The sequence below is a fragment of the Mesorhizobium sp. CNPSo 4688 genome (genome assembly GCF_057784295.1).
Genome location: NZ_JBWLUY010000004.1, coordinates 1 through 15757, shown reverse-complemented (window position 1 = coordinate 15757; position 15757 = coordinate 1). Strand labels below are relative to the sequence as shown.

The 15757-nt window shown below is 63.9% G+C and carries 15 protein-coding genes, 1 tRNA gene and 1 pseudogene; 9 read left to right on the top strand and 8 right to left on the bottom strand.

What is annotated here, in order from left to right:
* Positions 1 to 95: 95 nt before the first annotated feature.
* The gene (gene chvE, locus AC04SH_RS08220) at positions 96 to 1166 is read right to left on the bottom strand and encodes a multiple monosaccharide ABC transporter substrate-binding protein (protein ID WP_488574649.1); all 1071 of its coding nucleotides are present in this window, start codon (positions 1164 to 1166) and stop codon (positions 96 to 98) included.
* A 296-nt stretch (positions 1167 to 1462) separates the two neighbouring features.
* Between chvE and AC04SH_RS08215 the strand changes: the two genes are divergently transcribed.
* A complete protein-coding gene (locus tag AC04SH_RS08215; RefSeq protein WP_488574648.1) occupies positions 1463 to 2452 on the top strand; it encodes a LysR family transcriptional regulator in 990 nt (329 codons plus the stop codon).
* A 73-nt stretch (positions 2453 to 2525) separates the two neighbouring features.
* Positions 2526 to 2894, top strand: a complete 369-nt coding sequence (locus tag AC04SH_RS08210; RefSeq protein ID WP_488574647.1) for a hypothetical protein — start codon at positions 2526 to 2528, stop codon at positions 2892 to 2894.
* A 66-nt stretch (positions 2895 to 2960) separates the two neighbouring features.
* On the opposite strand, the gene AC04SH_RS08205 is transcribed toward AC04SH_RS08210, so the two are convergent.
* A tRNA-Gly gene (locus AC04SH_RS08205) sits at positions 2961 to 3034 on the bottom strand.
* Between the two features lie 231 nt (positions 3035 to 3265).
* On the opposite strand from AC04SH_RS08205, the gene AC04SH_RS08200 reads away from it, so the two are divergent.
* A complete protein-coding gene (locus AC04SH_RS08200; protein ID WP_477233724.1) occupies positions 3266 to 3529 on the top strand; it encodes a DUF6460 domain-containing protein in 264 nt (87 codons plus the stop codon).
* 10 nt (positions 3530 to 3539) lie between these two features.
* Here the strand turns inward: AC04SH_RS08200 and AC04SH_RS08195 are convergent, their stop codons facing one another.
* Positions 3540 to 4442: a histone deacetylase family protein gene (locus AC04SH_RS08195; RefSeq protein WP_488574646.1), complete on the bottom strand. Its 903-nt coding sequence runs from the start codon at positions 4440 to 4442 to the stop codon at positions 3540 to 3542.
* Positions 4443 to 4571: 129 nt separating this feature from the next.
* Here AC04SH_RS08195 and AC04SH_RS08190 point away from each other — a divergent pair, with 129 nt between their 5' ends.
* Positions 4572 to 5909 (top strand): MATE family efflux transporter, encoded by a 1338-nt coding sequence (locus tag AC04SH_RS08190; protein WP_477233746.1) that lies wholly within the window; start codon positions 4572 to 4574, stop codon positions 5907 to 5909.
* Here AC04SH_RS08190 and AC04SH_RS08185 read toward each other — a convergent pair.
* Positions 5906 to 6982 carry a quinone-dependent dihydroorotate dehydrogenase gene (locus AC04SH_RS08185; protein WP_488574645.1) on the bottom strand — a complete coding sequence of 359 codons (1077 nt, stop codon included), beginning with the start codon at positions 6980 to 6982 and terminating at the stop codon, positions 5906 to 5908. The genes AC04SH_RS08190 and AC04SH_RS08185 overlap by 4 nt on opposite strands.
* Positions 6979 to 7329 carry a DUF952 domain-containing protein gene (locus tag AC04SH_RS08180; protein ID WP_488574644.1) on the bottom strand — a complete coding sequence of 117 codons (351 nt, stop codon included), beginning with the start codon at positions 7327 to 7329 and terminating at the stop codon, positions 6979 to 6981. Before AC04SH_RS08180 ends, AC04SH_RS08185 begins: the two co-directional genes overlap by 4 nt.
* A 106-nt stretch (positions 7330 to 7435) precedes the next feature.
* Here AC04SH_RS08180 and AC04SH_RS08175 point away from each other — a divergent pair, with 106 nt between their 5' ends.
* Both AC04SH_RS08175 and AC04SH_RS08170 read left to right on the top strand, forming a co-directional pair.
* Positions 7436 to 7870, top strand: coding sequence for a hypothetical protein (locus AC04SH_RS08175; RefSeq protein WP_436258014.1), 435 nt, complete (start codon positions 7436 to 7438; stop codon positions 7868 to 7870).
* A gap of 101 nt (positions 7871 to 7971) precedes the next feature.
* Positions 7972 to 8631 carry a response regulator gene (locus AC04SH_RS08170; protein ID WP_488574643.1) on the top strand — a complete coding sequence of 220 codons (660 nt, stop codon included), beginning with the start codon at positions 7972 to 7974 and terminating at the stop codon, positions 8629 to 8631.
* 53 nt (positions 8632 to 8684) lie between these two features.
* On the opposite strand, the gene AC04SH_RS08165 is transcribed toward AC04SH_RS08170, so the two are convergent.
* Positions 8685 to 9341 (bottom strand): O-methyltransferase, encoded by a 657-nt coding sequence (locus AC04SH_RS08165; protein ID WP_488574642.1) that lies wholly within the window; start codon positions 9339 to 9341, stop codon positions 8685 to 8687.
* A 93-nt stretch (positions 9342 to 9434) separates the two neighbouring features.
* Between AC04SH_RS08165 and AC04SH_RS08160 the strand changes: the two genes are divergently transcribed.
* Positions 9435 to 10067, top strand: coding sequence for a TetR/AcrR family transcriptional regulator (locus tag AC04SH_RS08160; RefSeq protein ID WP_488574641.1), 633 nt, complete (start codon positions 9435 to 9437; stop codon positions 10065 to 10067).
* Between the two features lie 15 nt (positions 10068 to 10082).
* On the opposite strand, the gene AC04SH_RS08155 is transcribed toward AC04SH_RS08160, so the two are convergent.
* A complete protein-coding gene (locus AC04SH_RS08155) occupies positions 10083 to 13571 on the bottom strand; it encodes a hybrid sensor histidine kinase/response regulator (protein ID WP_488574901.1) in 3489 nt (1162 codons plus the stop codon).
* 244 nt (positions 13572 to 13815) lie between these two features.
* On the opposite strand from AC04SH_RS08155, the gene mscL reads away from it, so the two are divergent.
* Complete coding sequence (mscL, locus tag AC04SH_RS08150) at positions 13816 to 14238, top strand: large conductance mechanosensitive channel protein MscL (protein WP_023669649.1); 423 nt, start codon at positions 13816 to 13818, stop codon at positions 14236 to 14238.
* A 206-nt stretch (positions 14239 to 14444) separates the two neighbouring features.
* Entirely contained in the window at positions 14445 to 15611 is a 1167-nt protein-coding gene (locus AC04SH_RS08145) for a pyridoxal phosphate-dependent aminotransferase (RefSeq protein WP_488574640.1), read from the top strand.
* 13 nt (positions 15612 to 15624) lie between these two features.
* Here AC04SH_RS08145 and AC04SH_RS08140 read toward each other — a convergent pair.
* Positions 15625 to 15757, bottom strand: a pseudogene (locus tag AC04SH_RS08140) (5-aminolevulinate synthase); the annotation flags it as partial.

Sequence of the window (15757 nt, the reverse complement as noted above, 5' to 3'; positions counted from 1 at the left end):
CAAACACTGCCGGCGAGGTCGGCAACAATACCGGGCTCGCTGGTGAACGAAAAGGGGCCCTGCGTTGCGCAGGACCCCTGATTTTACAACCGAATTTACTTCAGCTCGTCGGCCTTGATGTAGCCGGAGTCGACGACCAGCGCCTGGTAGTTCGACTTGTCGACGTCATGCGGCGTCAGCAGGATCGAGGGAACGACCTTGACGTCGTTGTTGTAGGTCTTTTCATCGAGACCTTCCGGCTTGCCGCCCGAGAGCACCTTGTCGACGAGTTCGACGGTGGCCTTAGCCAGTTCGCGGGTGTCCTTGAACACGGTCGAGTACTGTTCGCCGGTGATGATCAGCTTGACCGAGGCGGTCTCGGCGTCCTGGCCGGTCACGATCGGCCAGGGCTGGGCGTCGGTGCCGTAGCCGACAGCGCGCAGCGAGGCGGTGATGCCGCGCGACAGGCCGTCATAGGGCGACAGAACGCCATCGACGCGGCTGCCGTCCGAGTAGTTGGCCGACAGAAGGTTGTCCATGCGGGCCTGGGCCGTGGCGGCGAGCCAGCGCAGCGTGCCGACCTTGTCCATGCCGGTCTGGCCGGACTTGATCTTGATCGAACCGTCATCGATCAGCGGCTGCAGGACGGAGATGGCGCCGTTGTAGAAGAAGAAGGCGTTGTTGTCGTCCGGCGAACCGCCGAACAGCTCGACGTTCCACGGCTTGGTGTTCGGGAAGCGCTCCTTGAGGCCCTTCACCAGCGAGTTCGCCTGGATCACGCCGACGCCGAAATTGTCGAAGGTGGTGTAGTAGTCGACATTGGCGGTCTTCTTGATCAGGCGGTCATAGGCGACGACGACGACGCCGGCGTCAGCGGCCTTCTGCAGCGCGTCCGACAGCGTGGTGCCGTCGATCGAGGCGATGATCAGCGCCTTCGGGCCCTTGGTGATTTCGTTTTCCAGCTGGCTGAGCTGGTTGGGGATATCGTCCTGCGCGTACTGCAGGTCGACCGTGTAGCCGAGAGCTTCGAGCTGGGACTTGACGGCGTCGCCGTCATTGATCCAGCGCTGCGAGGTCTTGGTCGGCATCAGCACGCCGACAAGGCCTTTGTCGGCTGCGTGCGCCGAGTAGGTCATGGCAGCGATGCCAAGGGCCGCGACGGCGGCCAGTGTCTTGATGATTTTCACGTAAAACTCTCCCTGGTTGATGGACGCGACACCTCGGGGCTTCGCGGGCCGCGCAGTCGGGCGGAAGCGCCAAAGCGCCGCCGCCGTCATATCGATCTCCGGTATCCTCCCAATCGGCCCTCAGTCGCCTGATTTCAATCGATACGATTCTGCTCGTCATCGACCGTCAAGTCTTGAGGACGCGCGAAGGGTGTGTCGCTTTGCCATAACTGTCAAATGCGATCTTCGGTGGTTGCTATACCGAAACCGGTATATGACTAGAGCAGGCCGGGACATTGGCGGGAGCGGGTGCAAGCATGGCGGCATTGCAAAATCCTCAAGAAATTTCAGTTAGTTACGATGAATTGCCGGGCGGTGGCGAAACACTTCTGCGCAGTGGGCTCAGCCTGCGCCACATGCGCATGATCGCGGCCCTCGACGATCACGGTCGGGTGAGTGCGGCGGCGCAGGTGATGAATATCTCGCAGCCGGCGGCCTCGCGCATGATTTCCGAGATGGAAGCGGTGCTCGAGGTCAAGCTCTGCGAAAGGCTGCCGCGCGGGATCACGCTCACCCCTTACGGCAAGGCGTTGGCGAGGCGCGCGCGCTCTATCCTGCTCGAGATGCGCGAGGCCGACCGCGAGATTTCAGAGCTCAAGGCGGGCAAGGGCGGCTCAGTGTTCCTCGGCGCGGTGACCGCGCCGGCGATCGAACTGGCGGTGCCGGCGATCCGCGAAATCCGCCGCCTCTATCCGCGCATCGAGATCACCATGCAGGTCGAAACGTCGAACGTTTTGGCACGCGAACTGATCGCCACGCGCCATGATTTCATCATTGCCCGCGTCCCCGACGACCTCAATCCGCGGCTGTTCGAATCGCGCGTCATCGGCGTCGAGAAGGCTTGCCTGATCGTGCGCCGCGGCCATCCGCTGAGCAATGGCAAGGCGGTGCGGCTCGAGGATACGGCCGCCTATGATTGGGTCTTCCAGTCCGGCGGTTCGCCGCTGCGCCAGGCGATGGAAAGCAATTTCCTGAACCGCAATATCGCGCTGCCGGACCGCATCCTCAACACCAGCTCTTTGCTGCTGACCCTGGTCATGGTCGCCCAGTCCGATGCCATCGCCCCGGTGTCGATCCAGGTGGCAAAATTCATCCAGAACCCCGACGGTCTCGCTGGCGCCATCGACGTCGTCCAGACCGAGTTCGACATCGAGGTCCGCCCCTACAGCCTGATCACGGTGAAGAACCGCGCGCTGTCGCCTGCCGCCAAAATGCTGCACGACTTCATCCTGCGCGAAGTGGGATAGCGGCCGGGAACTCCATGCTTGCGCGGAACGGGACTATAGCCGGACCTGGTGCGGCCACACTGATGGGGCGGCATTGGCGTGGCCCGCCAATGTGATCCTTTGCGGCCCCCAAGAAAATTGGACAACGGGTCAAGCGCCCAGCCCTGCGCCCCAGGTTGGAGCGGGTGGAGGGGATCTCGTTCGCGACAGCGCCTGCACGCTCTATCTGTCCCTGCCCGTCGAGCAGCTTTGCGTTACCCCGCGTGCATCCTTCGGCTTCCATCTGCCGTACGGCGTCGGCGCTCATGAGAACGCCGTCGCTGCCAACTACCTGCTCTCTCAATACCCCGCTTGGGTGCGGCAGTGGATCGACGAGCATGGCGGCCTGTCGCACACCCTGATGCGGATGGACGCCGATGAGGTGGCAATGCACGTTCCCATCTGCGCCGAGGTGCAGGCATGAATAGGGTCGCAATGCGCAGGCCTGCGGCAGGCGCCGGCGAACTCCGTCTAGATCATTGATTTTTGCTGGAGCGGGTAGCGGGAATCGAACCCGCGCGTTCAGCTTGGGAAGCTGACAAGCTACCATTACATCATACCCGCGTCGGCCCCTCGATATCATGATGGGCCCGCTTCGGGCAATCGCTCTTGGACAGCTCTTCGGAAACGGCTGTTGGAAACCGATTGGCGGCGGTATCAATGCCGCACGGGCAGTTCCATGCGCACGCGTGCGCCGCGCCACGAACCGTCCCGCCTGCCTTGATACGGGCGCAGCAAGTGCGTATTCGTGGACCTGTACCCCGAATCCGGGCACACGAATCTGGAGGCAGGCCCTTGTCCGCAGTGACGCGCTTTCTCGGCGACTCGCCCGTCAGGGTGATCGTCAAGCTGCTGGTCGTATCGTTCCTCGTCGGCCTGGTGATGAACGCGTTCGGCTGGACGCCGATGGACGTCTTTTATGGCGTCCAGAAATTCTTCATCGACCTGTGGAACCTGGGTTTCCACGCCATTGACCGCTTCCTCGGCTATATCTTGCTTGGGGCCGCGATCGTCGTGCCGGTCTTTATCTTCTTGAGGATTGCCAACTACCGGAAGTAACTTTCGTTCCTCAGGCGAAGGTCGCCGCCACCTCGAACAGGATGGCGTGGCGCGCCGCCAGTGCTGCCACGTCGGTTGAATAGCCGCCGCCGATGACGCCGCAGACCGGAATGCCCAGCGCGCGGAAATGGCCGATCACCATCAGGTCGCGGGCGCGCAAGCCATCATCGCTGAGCGAGAGCCGGCCAAGCCGGTCCTCGGCATGGACGTCGACACCGGCATTGTAGAAGACGATGTCCCAGCGCGCCTTGGCCGAGAGCTCCGGCAGGATGGCGCCCAGCCGTTCGAGATAGGCAGCATCGCCGGTGCCGTCCAGCAGCGCGACGTCGAGATCGGAGGCGATCTTGCGCACGGGATAATTGCGCTCGCCATGCATGGAGAAGGTGAAGGCGCGTGGTTCGTCTTTCAGAATGTCCGCGGTGCCGTCACCCTGGTGCACGTCGAGATCGACGATCAGGATGTTTTGGGCGGCACCTTCGGCGAGCAGCGCCAGCGTAGCGACGGCAACATCGTTGAACGTGCAGAAGCCCGCGCCTTGTGCGCCCCGCGCATGGTGGCTGCCGCCGGCGCTGTTGCAGGCAATGCCGTTGACTAGCGCCAGCCGCGCCGCCAGCACCGTACCGCCGGCGGCGAGCTGCGCCCTGAGCGACACGCGCGGACCCACGGGAAAGCCAATCTCGCGCTCGATCTTTTCGGGCACCGAACAAGTGATGACCTGGTCGACATAATCAGCCGCATGGGCAAGCTTCAGCCAGGAGGCCGGCGCCGGCTCGGGCATCGACAGCGCCTCGGCCTGGATCAGACCCCTGATGTGCAGGGCCTGCATCAGCAGCGGATATTTGCTCATCGGAAAGCGATGATTGACGGCAAAGCCGGCGTCATAGTCGGAATGGTGGACGATCTGCAGGGGCATGGGCTGGATCCGGCGAGCTCGCCAGACCGGGATTTCGGTTGGCCGTCGGGGCAAAGGTCATTGCGCGGTGGCCGGAAAATGGGGCACATCGGCTGTTCGATCAAGCCGCAATCAGCAAGGCAGAAATCCCTGGACACGGGTGCAACACCAGCCGACGCGAAGCCCTTCGCCGTCACCAACCGTTCGGTGCTTGCCATCGCCGTGCCGATGACGCTCGCCTATCTGACGACGCCCTTGCTCGGCATCGTCGACACGGCAGTGGTCGGGCAGTTTGGCGACGCCGCCCTGCTCGGCGGCCTGGCGGCCGGCGCGCTGGTCTTCGACGTCGTCTTCAACACCTTCAATTTCCTGCGCTCCGGCACCACCGGCCTCGTCGCCCAGGCTTTCGGAGCCGGCGACGAACTGGAAGAACAGGCGGTGTTCTGGCGCGCCGTGCTGATCGCGGTCGCCGCCGGCATCGCGCTTGTCGCCCTTGCGCCGCTGATAGCCATCGCCGGCCAGAAATTCATCGGCGGCGAACCGCGCGTCAGCGAGGCGATGGGCGTCTATATCCGCATCAGGATGCTCGCCGCCCCCTTTGCGCTGATCAACTACGCCATTCTCGGTTATGTGCTGGGGCGCGGCGAGGGCGGGCTCGGGCTGATGCTGCAGGCGGTGCTCAACGGCATCAACATCGTGCTCTGCATCCTGCTCGGCCTGAAGCTCGGCTGGGGCGTCGCCGGCGTCGCCTGGGCGACGGTCACCGGCGAATTGCTGGCCATGCTGCTGGGCCTCGCTATCATCATCTGGCGGTTCCGGGCCGCACCGCGCCTGCCGCGACATCGCCTGCTCGACATGGGCGCCTTCCTGCGCATGCTGTCGCTCAACCGCGATATCATGATCCGCTCGTTCTCGCTGCTTGCCGCCTTCGCGCTGTTTACACGCCAGGGCGCGCAGTTCGGCACGCTGATGCTGGCAGCCAATGCCGTTCTGATGAACTTCTTCCTTGTCGCCGGCTATTTCCTCGACGGTTTTGCCACTGCGGCCGAACAGTTGGCGGGACGCGCCATTGGCGCGCGCGCCGAAACCTCGTTTCGCCGGGCGGTGCGGCTGACCCTGTTCTGGGGTTTCGGCCTGGCGGGAACCGCGACGCTGATCTTCTGGCTTGGCGGCTCCGGCCTGGTCGCCCTGATCACCACGTCGCAGGACGTTCGCGACGTCGCGGATGTCTATCTGCCATGGGCGGCGCTGACGCCGTTGAGCGGCGTGCTGGCCTTCCAGATGGACGGCGTCTTCATCGGTGCGACCTGGTCGCGCGACATGCGCAACATGATGCTCTTGTCTTTCCTGGCCTTCAGCGCCGCATTGTTCACCTTGGCGCCGTCCCTGGGCAATCACGGCCTGTGGGCGGCGCTGCACGTCTTCCTGCTGGTGCGCGGCCTCAGCCTGCTGACGATTTTGCGGGTGAGGGTACGGGAGGCGTTTTAGAGCGGCTTGACAGCCCACCGGTCGAGGCCGGCATCGCGTAGTTCGCGCAGCGCCTTCAGCCGCTCCTTGTCCGTAAACCGCACCATGCCGGCAAGGATGCGGCCGGGTAGCGCCGGGCCAGCATAGATCATGCCGGTGTAAAGCTGCACCAGATCGGCGCCGGCGCGGATTTTCTCCAGCGCCGTCTCGGCAGAATCGACGCCGCCGACGCCAATGATGGCGCGCTCCGGACCAAGCAACTTGCGCATCTTCGCCAGCACGATGGTCGAGCGCTCGAACAGCGGTTTTCCCGAGAGACCACCGGTCTCGCCTGCGCCGGTCGTGCTGCGCAATCCCGTCCGCGCCAGCGTCGTGTTGGAAACAATGACGCCGTCGATCTGTTTTTCGCTGACTTCGGCGGCGATGTCTTCCAGCTCGGCCTCGACCAGGTCAGGCGCGATCTTGAGGAAGACCGGCGGCTTTGCCGAAGCTGCCGCACGCGCGGCAACGACGCGCGCCAAAAGCTCGCCGAGCTGTTCGCGCGCCTGCATGGTGCGCAGGCCTGGCGTGTTGGGTGACGAGATATTGACCGTGAGATAGCTGGCATATTTCGCAAAGCGCGAGACGCCCAATTCATAGTCGCCGACACGATCGGCGCTGTCCTTGTTGGCGCCGATGTTGACGCCGACAATGCCGCCGCGTCCCTTGCGCGCGGCAAGGCGCTTTTCCGCCGCGTCGTGGCCCTCATTGTTGAAGCCCAGCCGGTTGATCACCGCGTCATTCTCGGTCAACCGGAAGATGCGTGGCTTCGGATTGCCGGCCTGCGGCAGCGGCGTCACGGTGCCCACCTCGGCAAAGCCGAAGCCGAGGCCAAGCAGCGCGTCGGGCACTTCGGCATTCTTGTCATAGCCGGCGGCCATGCCGAGCGGATTGGGAAAGGCGAGGCCACATAGGCTGACCTTCAGCCTGTCGTCGCGTACTGCCCGCGCGCCGACCGGCAGGCCGCAGCGCAATGCCGCAATCGACATGCCATGCGCCGTTTCCGGATCGAAGCTGAACAGCAGTTTCTGGGCGATGCGGTCGAGCACGCTCATTCGGCCTCCAGCGCCGGGAATTGATGCGCGCCGTCGGGTCCGAGCGGCAATGGCTGCACCCACAGCACGGTGTTCATGTCGAGCGCGCCATAGAGATGCGGGAACAGCGCGCCGCCGCGCGAGACCTCGTATTTCAGCGCTTCGCCCAGCCGGTCTCCGTCGATAGCGACCAGCAGCAGCCCGGTCTGACCGGCGAAATGCTTCGCCGCCGTTTCCCTGGCCTGGTCGGCCGTCGAGAAATGGATGAAGCCGTCGGCGATGTCGATCGGAGCGCCGGTGAAGCGCCCGTTTTTCTCGGCCTCGCGCCAAAGCGCTTCGGGCGCGATCTTGTAGATAATCTGAGACATGGCTGCGCTATAATCCGGATGGCTCATGCGGGGAAGGGCAACTCTTCCGCATTTATGGCGCAAAGCTGTGATAGATTCACGTACACTGGCTCGTGGAGGATGGAACATGCGTCTGCAGCACATACTGATCCCCGCCGCACTGGTCTCGCTGGTCGCGGCATCGGCCTGGTCCGAGGAGACCGATCGCTACCGGCTGGAAAAATCGGCCAACGGCTATGTCCGCATGGACACCCAGACCGGCGCCATGTCGATCTGCGAGGAACGCTCCGGCCAGCTCGTCTGCAAGATGGCGGCCGACGAGCGCGCCGCCTTCCAGGACGAAGTCGATCGTTTGCAGGCCTCGATGAAGGCCATGGATGAGCGCGTCACCAAGCTGGAGAACTCGCTGTCCGCCCGCCTCGAATCGAAATTGCCGAGCGAGGAGGATTTCGACAAGACGATGAATTACATGGAGCGCATGCTGCGTGGCTTCATGGGCATCGTCAAGGAGATGGATAAGGATAATGGCGACGGCGCCAAGCTCAATTCGCAAAAGACCTGAGCCGCATCCGGCCATTGCCGCTTGAAAACAGAACGCTTCGCCGCATAATCGTCCGGTCCCGTAGAAGCCGATAATCAACAGCGGGATTTGGGGAGGAATATTTGCCGTCGGGCTACACCTTCGTCATCGCCGACGATCATCCGCTTTTCCGCGGCGCGCTGAAAGAGGCGCTTGCCGGCGTCGGCGATGTTGCCGCCATCCATGAGGCCGGCGATTTCGAGAGCGCCAAGGCGCTGGTCGTGGCCAATGAGGATGTCGACCTGGTGCTGCTCGACCTGTCGATGCCGGGCGCCAGCGGCCTGTCCGGCCTGATCTCGCTGCGTGGCATTCATCCGGCTGTGCCGCTGATGGTGGTGTCGGCGCATGATGACCCGGTGACCATCCGACGCGCGCTCGATCTCGGCGCCTCCGGCTTCATCTCCAAATCGGCCAGCATGGAGGAGATCCGCAGCGCTGTGCAGACGGTGCTGGCCGGCGATATCGCCGCGCCCGTCGGCATCGATCTCGGCGTCGAGCGCGACCCCGAGATATCGGACCTGATCAAGCGGCTGCAGGCGCTGACGCCGCAGCAGACGCGCGTGCTCGGCATGCTGGCCGAAGGCCTGCTCAACAAGCAGATCGCCTATGAGCTCAGCGTCTCCGAAGCGACGGTCAAGGCGCATGTCTCGGCCATCCTGCAAAAACTCGGCGTAGACAGCCGCACCCAGGCGGTGATCCAGCTGTCCAAGATCGGCAACGACCCGCTGCAGCCGGTGAGTTGAGCGCCGGAGCGCTCAGCTTTGTTCGGTTGCGGGCAACCAGTCCGCCGGCGGCTTCAGCTCAGCCGCACCGACAGTTCGACGTCGTCGCCGAAAGGCGTCGACATGTAGCCCGATGCCGGGGAGCGCACGCGCTCCAGATATTCGGGGCTGAAATCGGCGTTGTCGGCGATCACCAGCGCGCCGGGCCTGAGCCGGCTTTCGACCAGGCTCAATATCTCCGGGTAGATTGCTTTGGCGCCGTCGAGCAGCAAGAGATCGATCGTTTCAGGAAGATCGTCGCCCAGCGTCTGCAGTGCATCGCCCTCGCGGACTTCCACCAGGTCGATGAGGCCGCCCTCGGTCAGATTGGCCTTGGCCCGCATCACCTTGGATGGCTCGAACTCGGTGGTGATCAGGCGGCCGCCGCCATTGTCCCTCAGCGCTGCCGCCAGATAGAGCGTCGAGATGCCGAACGAGGTGCCGAACTCGATGATGACGCGGGCCCCTGAACTGCGCGCCAGCATGTAGAGCAGCGTGCCGGTCTCCGGCGAAACCGCGAGCCAGAGGTCCTTCAGCCGTCCGTAGAAGTCGACATACTCGGTCTTGCTGCCGAGAAGGCGTGCTCGTTCGTCAGGCGAGAGGCCGGCTGCTGCCGGGCTGGTCGCTGCCTCGGCTTCCTTGAACAGGCGGGCAAGCAGAGGTGCGAGTGGGGCGCTGGTGAGGGTGGTCATCGAAGTTTCCAATCAAAAATCATTGCGTTCTTGTGTCGTGCCAAAAATACGAATAGTCCTTCAGGTTTCCAATTCGCATTGCCGGACAGCACCATGGCCGAATGTCCAAGCCTTTCTATTTCCTCGCGAAAACAGCCCAAGCAGGCACGTGCGGTCGAGCTTATCTCGGCGATTTTGGAAGCTGCTGTTCAGGTTTTGGCGAGCGAAGGCGCGCAGCGTTTCACCACCACGCGCGTGGCCGAAAGGGCCGGCGTGAGCGTCGGTTCGCTCTACCAGTATTTCCCCAACAAGGCCGCTCTGCTGTTCCGGCTGCAGAGCGACGAGTGGCAGCAGACGGGCGGCCTGCTGCGCACCATACTCGAGGACAACCAGCGGCCGCCGCTCGAACGGCTGCGCAGACTGGTCCACGCCTTCATCCGCTCGGAGTGCGAGGAGGCTGCCGTGCGCGGGGCGCTCAATGACGCCGCTCCGCTCTACCGTGACGCGCCCGAGGCGCATGAGGCAAGGGACGCCGGCGAGCGCACCATTCAGAACTTCCTGCGTGAAGCCTTGCCCGAGGCCCCGGAAACCGTCCGTGCACTGGCCGGCGGCCTGATCGGCGCGACGCTGAGTTCGGTGGGAAAGGATTTTTCAAGCAGCCCCCGCACCGACGCGGAGATCGAAGCCTATGCCGATGCGATGGCCGACATGTTCTGCGCCTATATTGCGAGCCTTGGACATAGCTGAGACTGGTCGCCGCGATTACTCGGCCGCCGAAGCCAGCGGCCTGACCCTGGCCATCATCGAGCGCAGCACGGCCGGCTTCAGCGGCTTGTTGATCACCGGCACGTCAAGCGCCGCGGCGGCGGCGCGGACCTCGGTGGAGCGGTCGGCGGTGACCAGCACGGCCGGCAGGTCCCGGCCGTGGATGTCACGCAGCCTGGCGATCACGTCGAGACCACTCCTGCCGTCGAGATGATAGTCGGCAAGCACGATGTCGGGACGATGGATGTCGGCCCTGGCGAAATCCTCCGAGCCGGAAAACGTGCCGACGCTGCAGCCCCAACCTTCGAGCAAAAGCCGCATGCCGTCGAGGATGCGGGCGTCGTTGTCGATGCACATGACGCGCAGCCCCGCCAGCGAGTTCGCGACGCGAGAAGGCGCCTTGGGCTCAACTTCGCGCCGCGGCGCCTCAACCGCCGCAACCGGCAGGATGACGGAAAAGCGCGTGCCTTTGCCCGGGTTGGAAAAGATCCGGATCTCGAGCCTGAGCACCCGCGCGATACGGTCGACGATGGAGAGGCCGAGGCCGAGGCCCTCAGCCTCGCGCACGCCTTCGTCGAGCCGGGTGAACTCGTTGAAGACCGTGTTCAGCTTGTCGCCGGCAATGCCGATGCCGGTGTCGATCACCTGGATTTCGGCGAGCTCGCCGCGCCGCCGCACACCGACGAGGATGCGGCCATGGCGCGTGTATTTGATGGCGTTGGAGACCAGGTTCTGGATCAGCCGGCGCAACAGGTTGCGGTCCGTCATCACGCTGAGCGACGAGGCCATGATCGTCAGGTCGAGTTTCTTTTCTGCGGCAAGAGGCTGGAAGTCGTTGCCGATCTGGCGCAGCAGCCCGTCCAGGCGGAAGGCGCTGTTATCCGGCTTCATGGCGCCGGCGTCGAGGCGCGAAATGTCGAGCACGGCGCCCAGGATCGTCTCGACCGATTCCAGCGAGGATTCGATGTTGACGGCGGCCTTGCCGGCCGGGCCCTTGCCGGCCTTTTCGATCAGCGACGAGCAGTAGAGCCTGGCGGCGTTGAGCGGCTGCAGGATGTCGTGGCCGGCGGCGGCGAGGAAGCGCGTCTTGCCGAGATTGGCCTCCTCGGCCAGCATCTGCGCCTGCGCCAGCTCCTCATTGACGCGCGTCAGTTCGATGGTGCGCGTCTTGACCCGCTGCTCCAGCGATTCATTGGCCCGCTTCAGCGCCAGATCCTGTTCGACGCGTCCCGAAATGTCGGCATAGGTGGCGACGATGCCGCCATCCGGCATCGGGTTGGAGCGCAATTCGATGATGCGGCCGCTGGTCTTCAATTCCATCTGCCACGGGCTGACGAAGCTGGTCAGCCGGTTGAGCATCGCCACGCGCTGGTCGGCCGGGATATCGCCGCGCTCGGCAAGGTGGCGCAGGATAAGGTCGAGCGAGACGCCGACCTGGCCCATCTCGTCGGGCAGGTCGAACAGCGCGCGATATTGTCTGTTCCAGCAGATCAGGCGGAAATCCCGGTCGAAGACGGTGATGCCCTGTTCCATCTGGTCGAGCGCGATCTGAAGCAAGTCGCGATTGTGCTGCAACGCCTCGGTGGCGTCGTCGAGCAGGCGGAAGGCATCCTTGGATTCGCGGTCGTTGCGGCGAAACAAAAGTGACAGGATCAGCCGCGCCGACGACGAGCCGACCGCGCTCGCCAGCAGCTGCTCGGAAAAGCGGATGACATCCATGCTGGCCTGCTCATTGCCGTGCAGCGAGACGCCGGTGCTTTTCTCGAAGGACTGGAAGGAGCGCTCGGTGCGCTCGACGCCGAGATAGCGCGATATGGTGTCCTTGAGGAGGTTGACGGTAATGGCGGTGCGGAAGCGGCGCAGGCTGGGCATCGGGCCGGACTCGCGCGGCACGAAGATTGACGCCTGGATGCGCTCCAGCGGCACCGACGCGCGCGACAGTGAGCCGAGGACAAAAAACAGCGTGTTGACGGACAGGCTCCAGAGCACGCCGTGGTTCAACGGCTCGGCGACGGTGCCGAACAAGGCCTGCGGCCGCAGCGCCTCGAAGCCGAACAGCCCTTGCACGACGATGTCGGCATCGGGCGCCGACAGCGAAGGCAAAAGCAGCGTGTAGCCCCAGACGAGGATGCCGGCGACCATGCCGAGTGCAGCGCCACGGCCGTTGGCGCCGCGCCAGATCAGCCCGCCGATCAGCGCCGGCGCGAATTGGGCGATGGCCGCGAACGACATCAGGCCGATCGACGACAGCCGCGCCGCGTTGGTGCTCTCGCGGTAGTAGAGGAAGGCGATGAACAGAAGGATGAAGATCGCGCCGCGCCGCACATTGAGGATCAGCGTCGACCAGTCCTCGTTCTCAGACGTCGTGGTCTTGAGCAGCCGGCGCACGAACAGCGGGATGACGAGATCGTTGGAGATCATGATCGACAGTGCCACGCTTTCGACGATGACCATGGCAGTCGCCGCCGACAGGCCGCCGATAAAGGCCGCCATGGCCAGCACGTCATGGCCGCTGAACAGCGGCAGCGACAGCACATAGAGATCGCTGCTGGTCCTGGTGCCGACCAGCGCCAGGCCGGCGAAGGCAATCGGCAGCACGAACAGGTTGATCGCCACGAGATAGAGCGGAAACACCCAGGTCGCAGTGCGCAATTCGGCCTCGCCGCGGTTCTCGACGATGGTGACGTAGAACTGGCGCGGCAGCATGATGATGGCAAAGCCGCTCAAACAGGTCAGCACCAGCCAGGTGGCGAGCGAAGTGTTGTAGCCCATCGCCTGCCGCACCTGGTTGTTTTCGGCCAGTTTGTCGATCATGTCGCCCGGTCCGCCGAAGATCAGGAAGGTGACCATCAGACCGATCGCCAGGAAGGCGGCGAGCTTGACCACGGTCTCGACCGCCACGGCCAGCACCAGTCCATCCTGGTGTTCGGTAGCATCGGCGTGGCGGGTGCCGAACAGCACCGCAAACAGTGCCAGAAGCATGGCCACGACCAGCGAGATGTCGCTGACGAACGGATCGAAGGACGGCGGCGATCCCGTATAGTGCTCGACCATCAGGCCGACCGAACCGGAAATCGCCTTCAACTGCAGCGCGATATAGGGCACAGCGCCGATGGTGGCGATCAGCGTGGCGATCGCCGAGACGGCAAAACTCTTGCCATAGCGGGCGCCGAGGAAGTCGGCGATCGAGGTGATCTTCTCGCTCTTGGCCAGCCGCACGATGCGGTTGAGCAGCGGAAAGCCGAACACGAACACCAGCACCGGGCCGGTATAGATGCCGAGGAATTCGAGGCCGCGCTCGGAGGACAGGCCGACCGAGCCGAAGAAGGTCCATGACGTGCAGTAGATGGCAAGGCTGAGCGCGTAGATGAAGGGCCGGGCACGACCGGGCCCGGAAGCCGCCGAACGCCGGTCGCCGAGACTGGCGATGACGAACAGCAGCGTCACATAGGCGACGGCAATGATGACGATGAACCAGCCCTGCACGGCTCGAAAGTCCTCCTCCAGCCAGTATTCATGCAACTTGGCCTGACGCAATCACAGCTTTGGGGTCGAGTCCATCGCGGCTTTCGGCGCATGGCTAAGACGAGCCGCCCGGTGGAGCTCGTGACCTAAGGTAAGGAGAAAGCGGTGTTTTCCGGCTTTTGCTTCTGTTGCAACCGCAGGTTTTTGTTATGGTATGCGCGGGCCGGCGCCGGAGGACGCGGCCTGCCATGACAAGGAGGGTCGAATGCTGAAAGAATTCCAGGAATTCATTTCCAAGGGCAATGTGATGGACCTGGCCGTCGGCGTCATCATCGGCGCTGCCTTCGGCAAGATTGTCACTTCGCTGGTCGACGACGTCATCATGCCGATCGTCGGCGCGATCTTCGGCGGACTGGATTTCAACAACTACTTCCTGGGACTTTCCTCGGCCGTCAACGCCCCGACTCTGGATGCGGCCAAGGGGCAGGGCGCGGTCCTTGCCTATGGCAGCTTCATCACCGCGACGCTGAACTTCCTCATCCTTGCCTTCATCATCTTCCTGATGGTCAAGGCGGTGAACAACCTGCGCAAGCGGCTTGAGCGCGAGAAGCCCGCCGCCCCGGCTGCTCCACCGCCGGCCGATGTCGCTTTGCTCACCGAAATTCGCGATCTCCTCGCCAGGAAATAGCTGCGAGGCAGGCTCCTGGACCAAAACCCCGGTCGTCCGCGGCCGGGGTTTTCTGTTTTCGCTTCTGCTAAGAGCAATTCCAGGAAAAGTGTGAAACGGTTTTCCGTCCGGAGTTGCGTAAAAACAAAGACATGGAGCGGTTCGGCGTTCCTTCAGACGATGAACCGCTCTATGAGCACTCGCTCGATATCAAAACGGACCTGTCCATGACCCTGATCGATAGCTTGCGCGCCGAAGCCGTGGCCGCACCCGAAAGCGGCATTGTCGCCGTCGTCAATTACGGCCGTACGCGCGAGGGCATGATCCCGCTCTGGGCCGGCGAAGGCGATTTGCCGACGCCTGCCTTCATCTCGGAGGCTGCTGCCAAGGGGCTCGCCAATGGCGAGACCTTCTACACCTGGCAGAAGGGCATTCCGGAGCTCAGGCAAGCGCTTTCGCGCTACTATGCCAGGCATTTCGGCAAGAATTTCGCCGAGGAGGAATTCATCGCCACCGGCTCCGGCATGCATGCCATCCAGCTGGCGCTTGCCGCCGTCGCCGGCAGTGGCGACGAGGTTGTCTATCTGTCGCCGGCCTGGCCGAATTTCGCCGCTGCCGCCGGTGTCTCCGGCGCTACTCCCGTAGCTGTCACGCTCGACCAGTCCGGCAATGGCTGGTCCTGCGATGTCGACAAGATAGCTGCCGCGGTGACACCGCGCACCAAAGCCCTGTTCGTCAACACGCCGTCCAACCCGACTGGTTGGACCGCCGACAGGGAAACGCTGCAGGCGATCCTCGACCTCGCCCGCGAAAAGGGCCTGTGGATCATCGCCGACGAGATCTATTCGCTGTTCCACTACGGCCACGGCCGCGCGCCGTCCTTCCTCGACATTTCGGCCGCGGAAGACCGCATCCTGTTCGTCAACTCCTTTTCCAAGAATTGGGCGATGACCGGCTGGCGCATCGGCTGGATCAAGACCCATCCCGACCTGCAGCAGGTGTTCGAGAACCTGATCCAGTATTCGACCTCGGGTGTCGCTCAGTTCATGCAGCGCGGCGCGGTCGCCGCCCTCGACCACGGCGATGCCTTCATCGTCGAGCAGGTGGAGCGCGCGCACGCGGCGCGCGATCTCGTCTGCGACATAATCGGCGCCACCGGCAAGGCACGGTTCACCGTACCGCAGGGCGCGTTTTATCTGTTCTTCACGGTCGACGGCCTTACGGACCCGCGCCGGGCCGCCTTCGACATCGTCGACAAGGCCAATGTCGGCCTGGCCCCGGGAACGGCCTTCGGCCCGGGCGGCGAAGCGTTTTTGCGGCTGTGTTTCCACCGCCGCCTCGATCAGCTCGAGGAAGCGGCACACCGGCTGGCGGGGTGGATGAAGACCGTTTGAGCAGGCGGCGGCTTCAGCCGCCCGACTTCGGCACCAACAGCGGAACAATCCGGTCGCTCTTGGCGACAGCGGGCCGTCCGGCGGAGCCGTAGGGAATGCCGAGCGCATCCCAGGTCTCGACCAGCGCATCCTGCAGTCCTGCAATC

Coding starts and splice junctions, on each gene's coding strand:
- AC04SH_RS08215 (WP_488574648.1), top strand. CDS start 1,463: ATGGCGGCATTGCAAAATCCTCAAGAAATTTCAGTTAGTTACGATGAA.
- AC04SH_RS08195 (WP_488574646.1), bottom strand. CDS start 4,442: ATGCCCCTGCAGATCGTCCACCATTCCGACTATGACGCCGGCTTTGCC.
- AC04SH_RS08185 (WP_488574645.1), bottom strand. CDS start 6,982: ATGAGCGTGCTCGACCGCATCGCCCAGAAACTGCTGTTCAGCTTCGAT.
- AC04SH_RS08180 (WP_488574644.1), bottom strand. CDS start 7,329: ATGTCTCAGATTATCTACAAGATCGCGCCCGAAGCGCTTTGGCGCGAG.
- AC04SH_RS08175 (WP_436258014.1), top strand. CDS start 7,436: ATGCGTCTGCAGCACATACTGATCCCCGCCGCACTGGTCTCGCTGGTC.
- AC04SH_RS08165 (WP_488574642.1), bottom strand. CDS start 9,341: ATGACCACCCTCACCAGCGCCCCACTCGCACCTCTGCTTGCCCGCCTG.
- AC04SH_RS08160 (WP_488574641.1), top strand. CDS start 9,435: ATGGCCGAATGTCCAAGCCTTTCTATTTCCTCGCGAAAACAGCCCAAG.
- mscL (WP_023669649.1), top strand. CDS start 13,816: ATGCTGAAAGAATTCCAGGAATTCATTTCCAAGGGCAATGTGATGGAC.
- AC04SH_RS08145 (WP_488574640.1), top strand. CDS start 14,445: ATGACCCTGATCGATAGCTTGCGCGCCGAAGCCGTGGCCGCACCCGAA.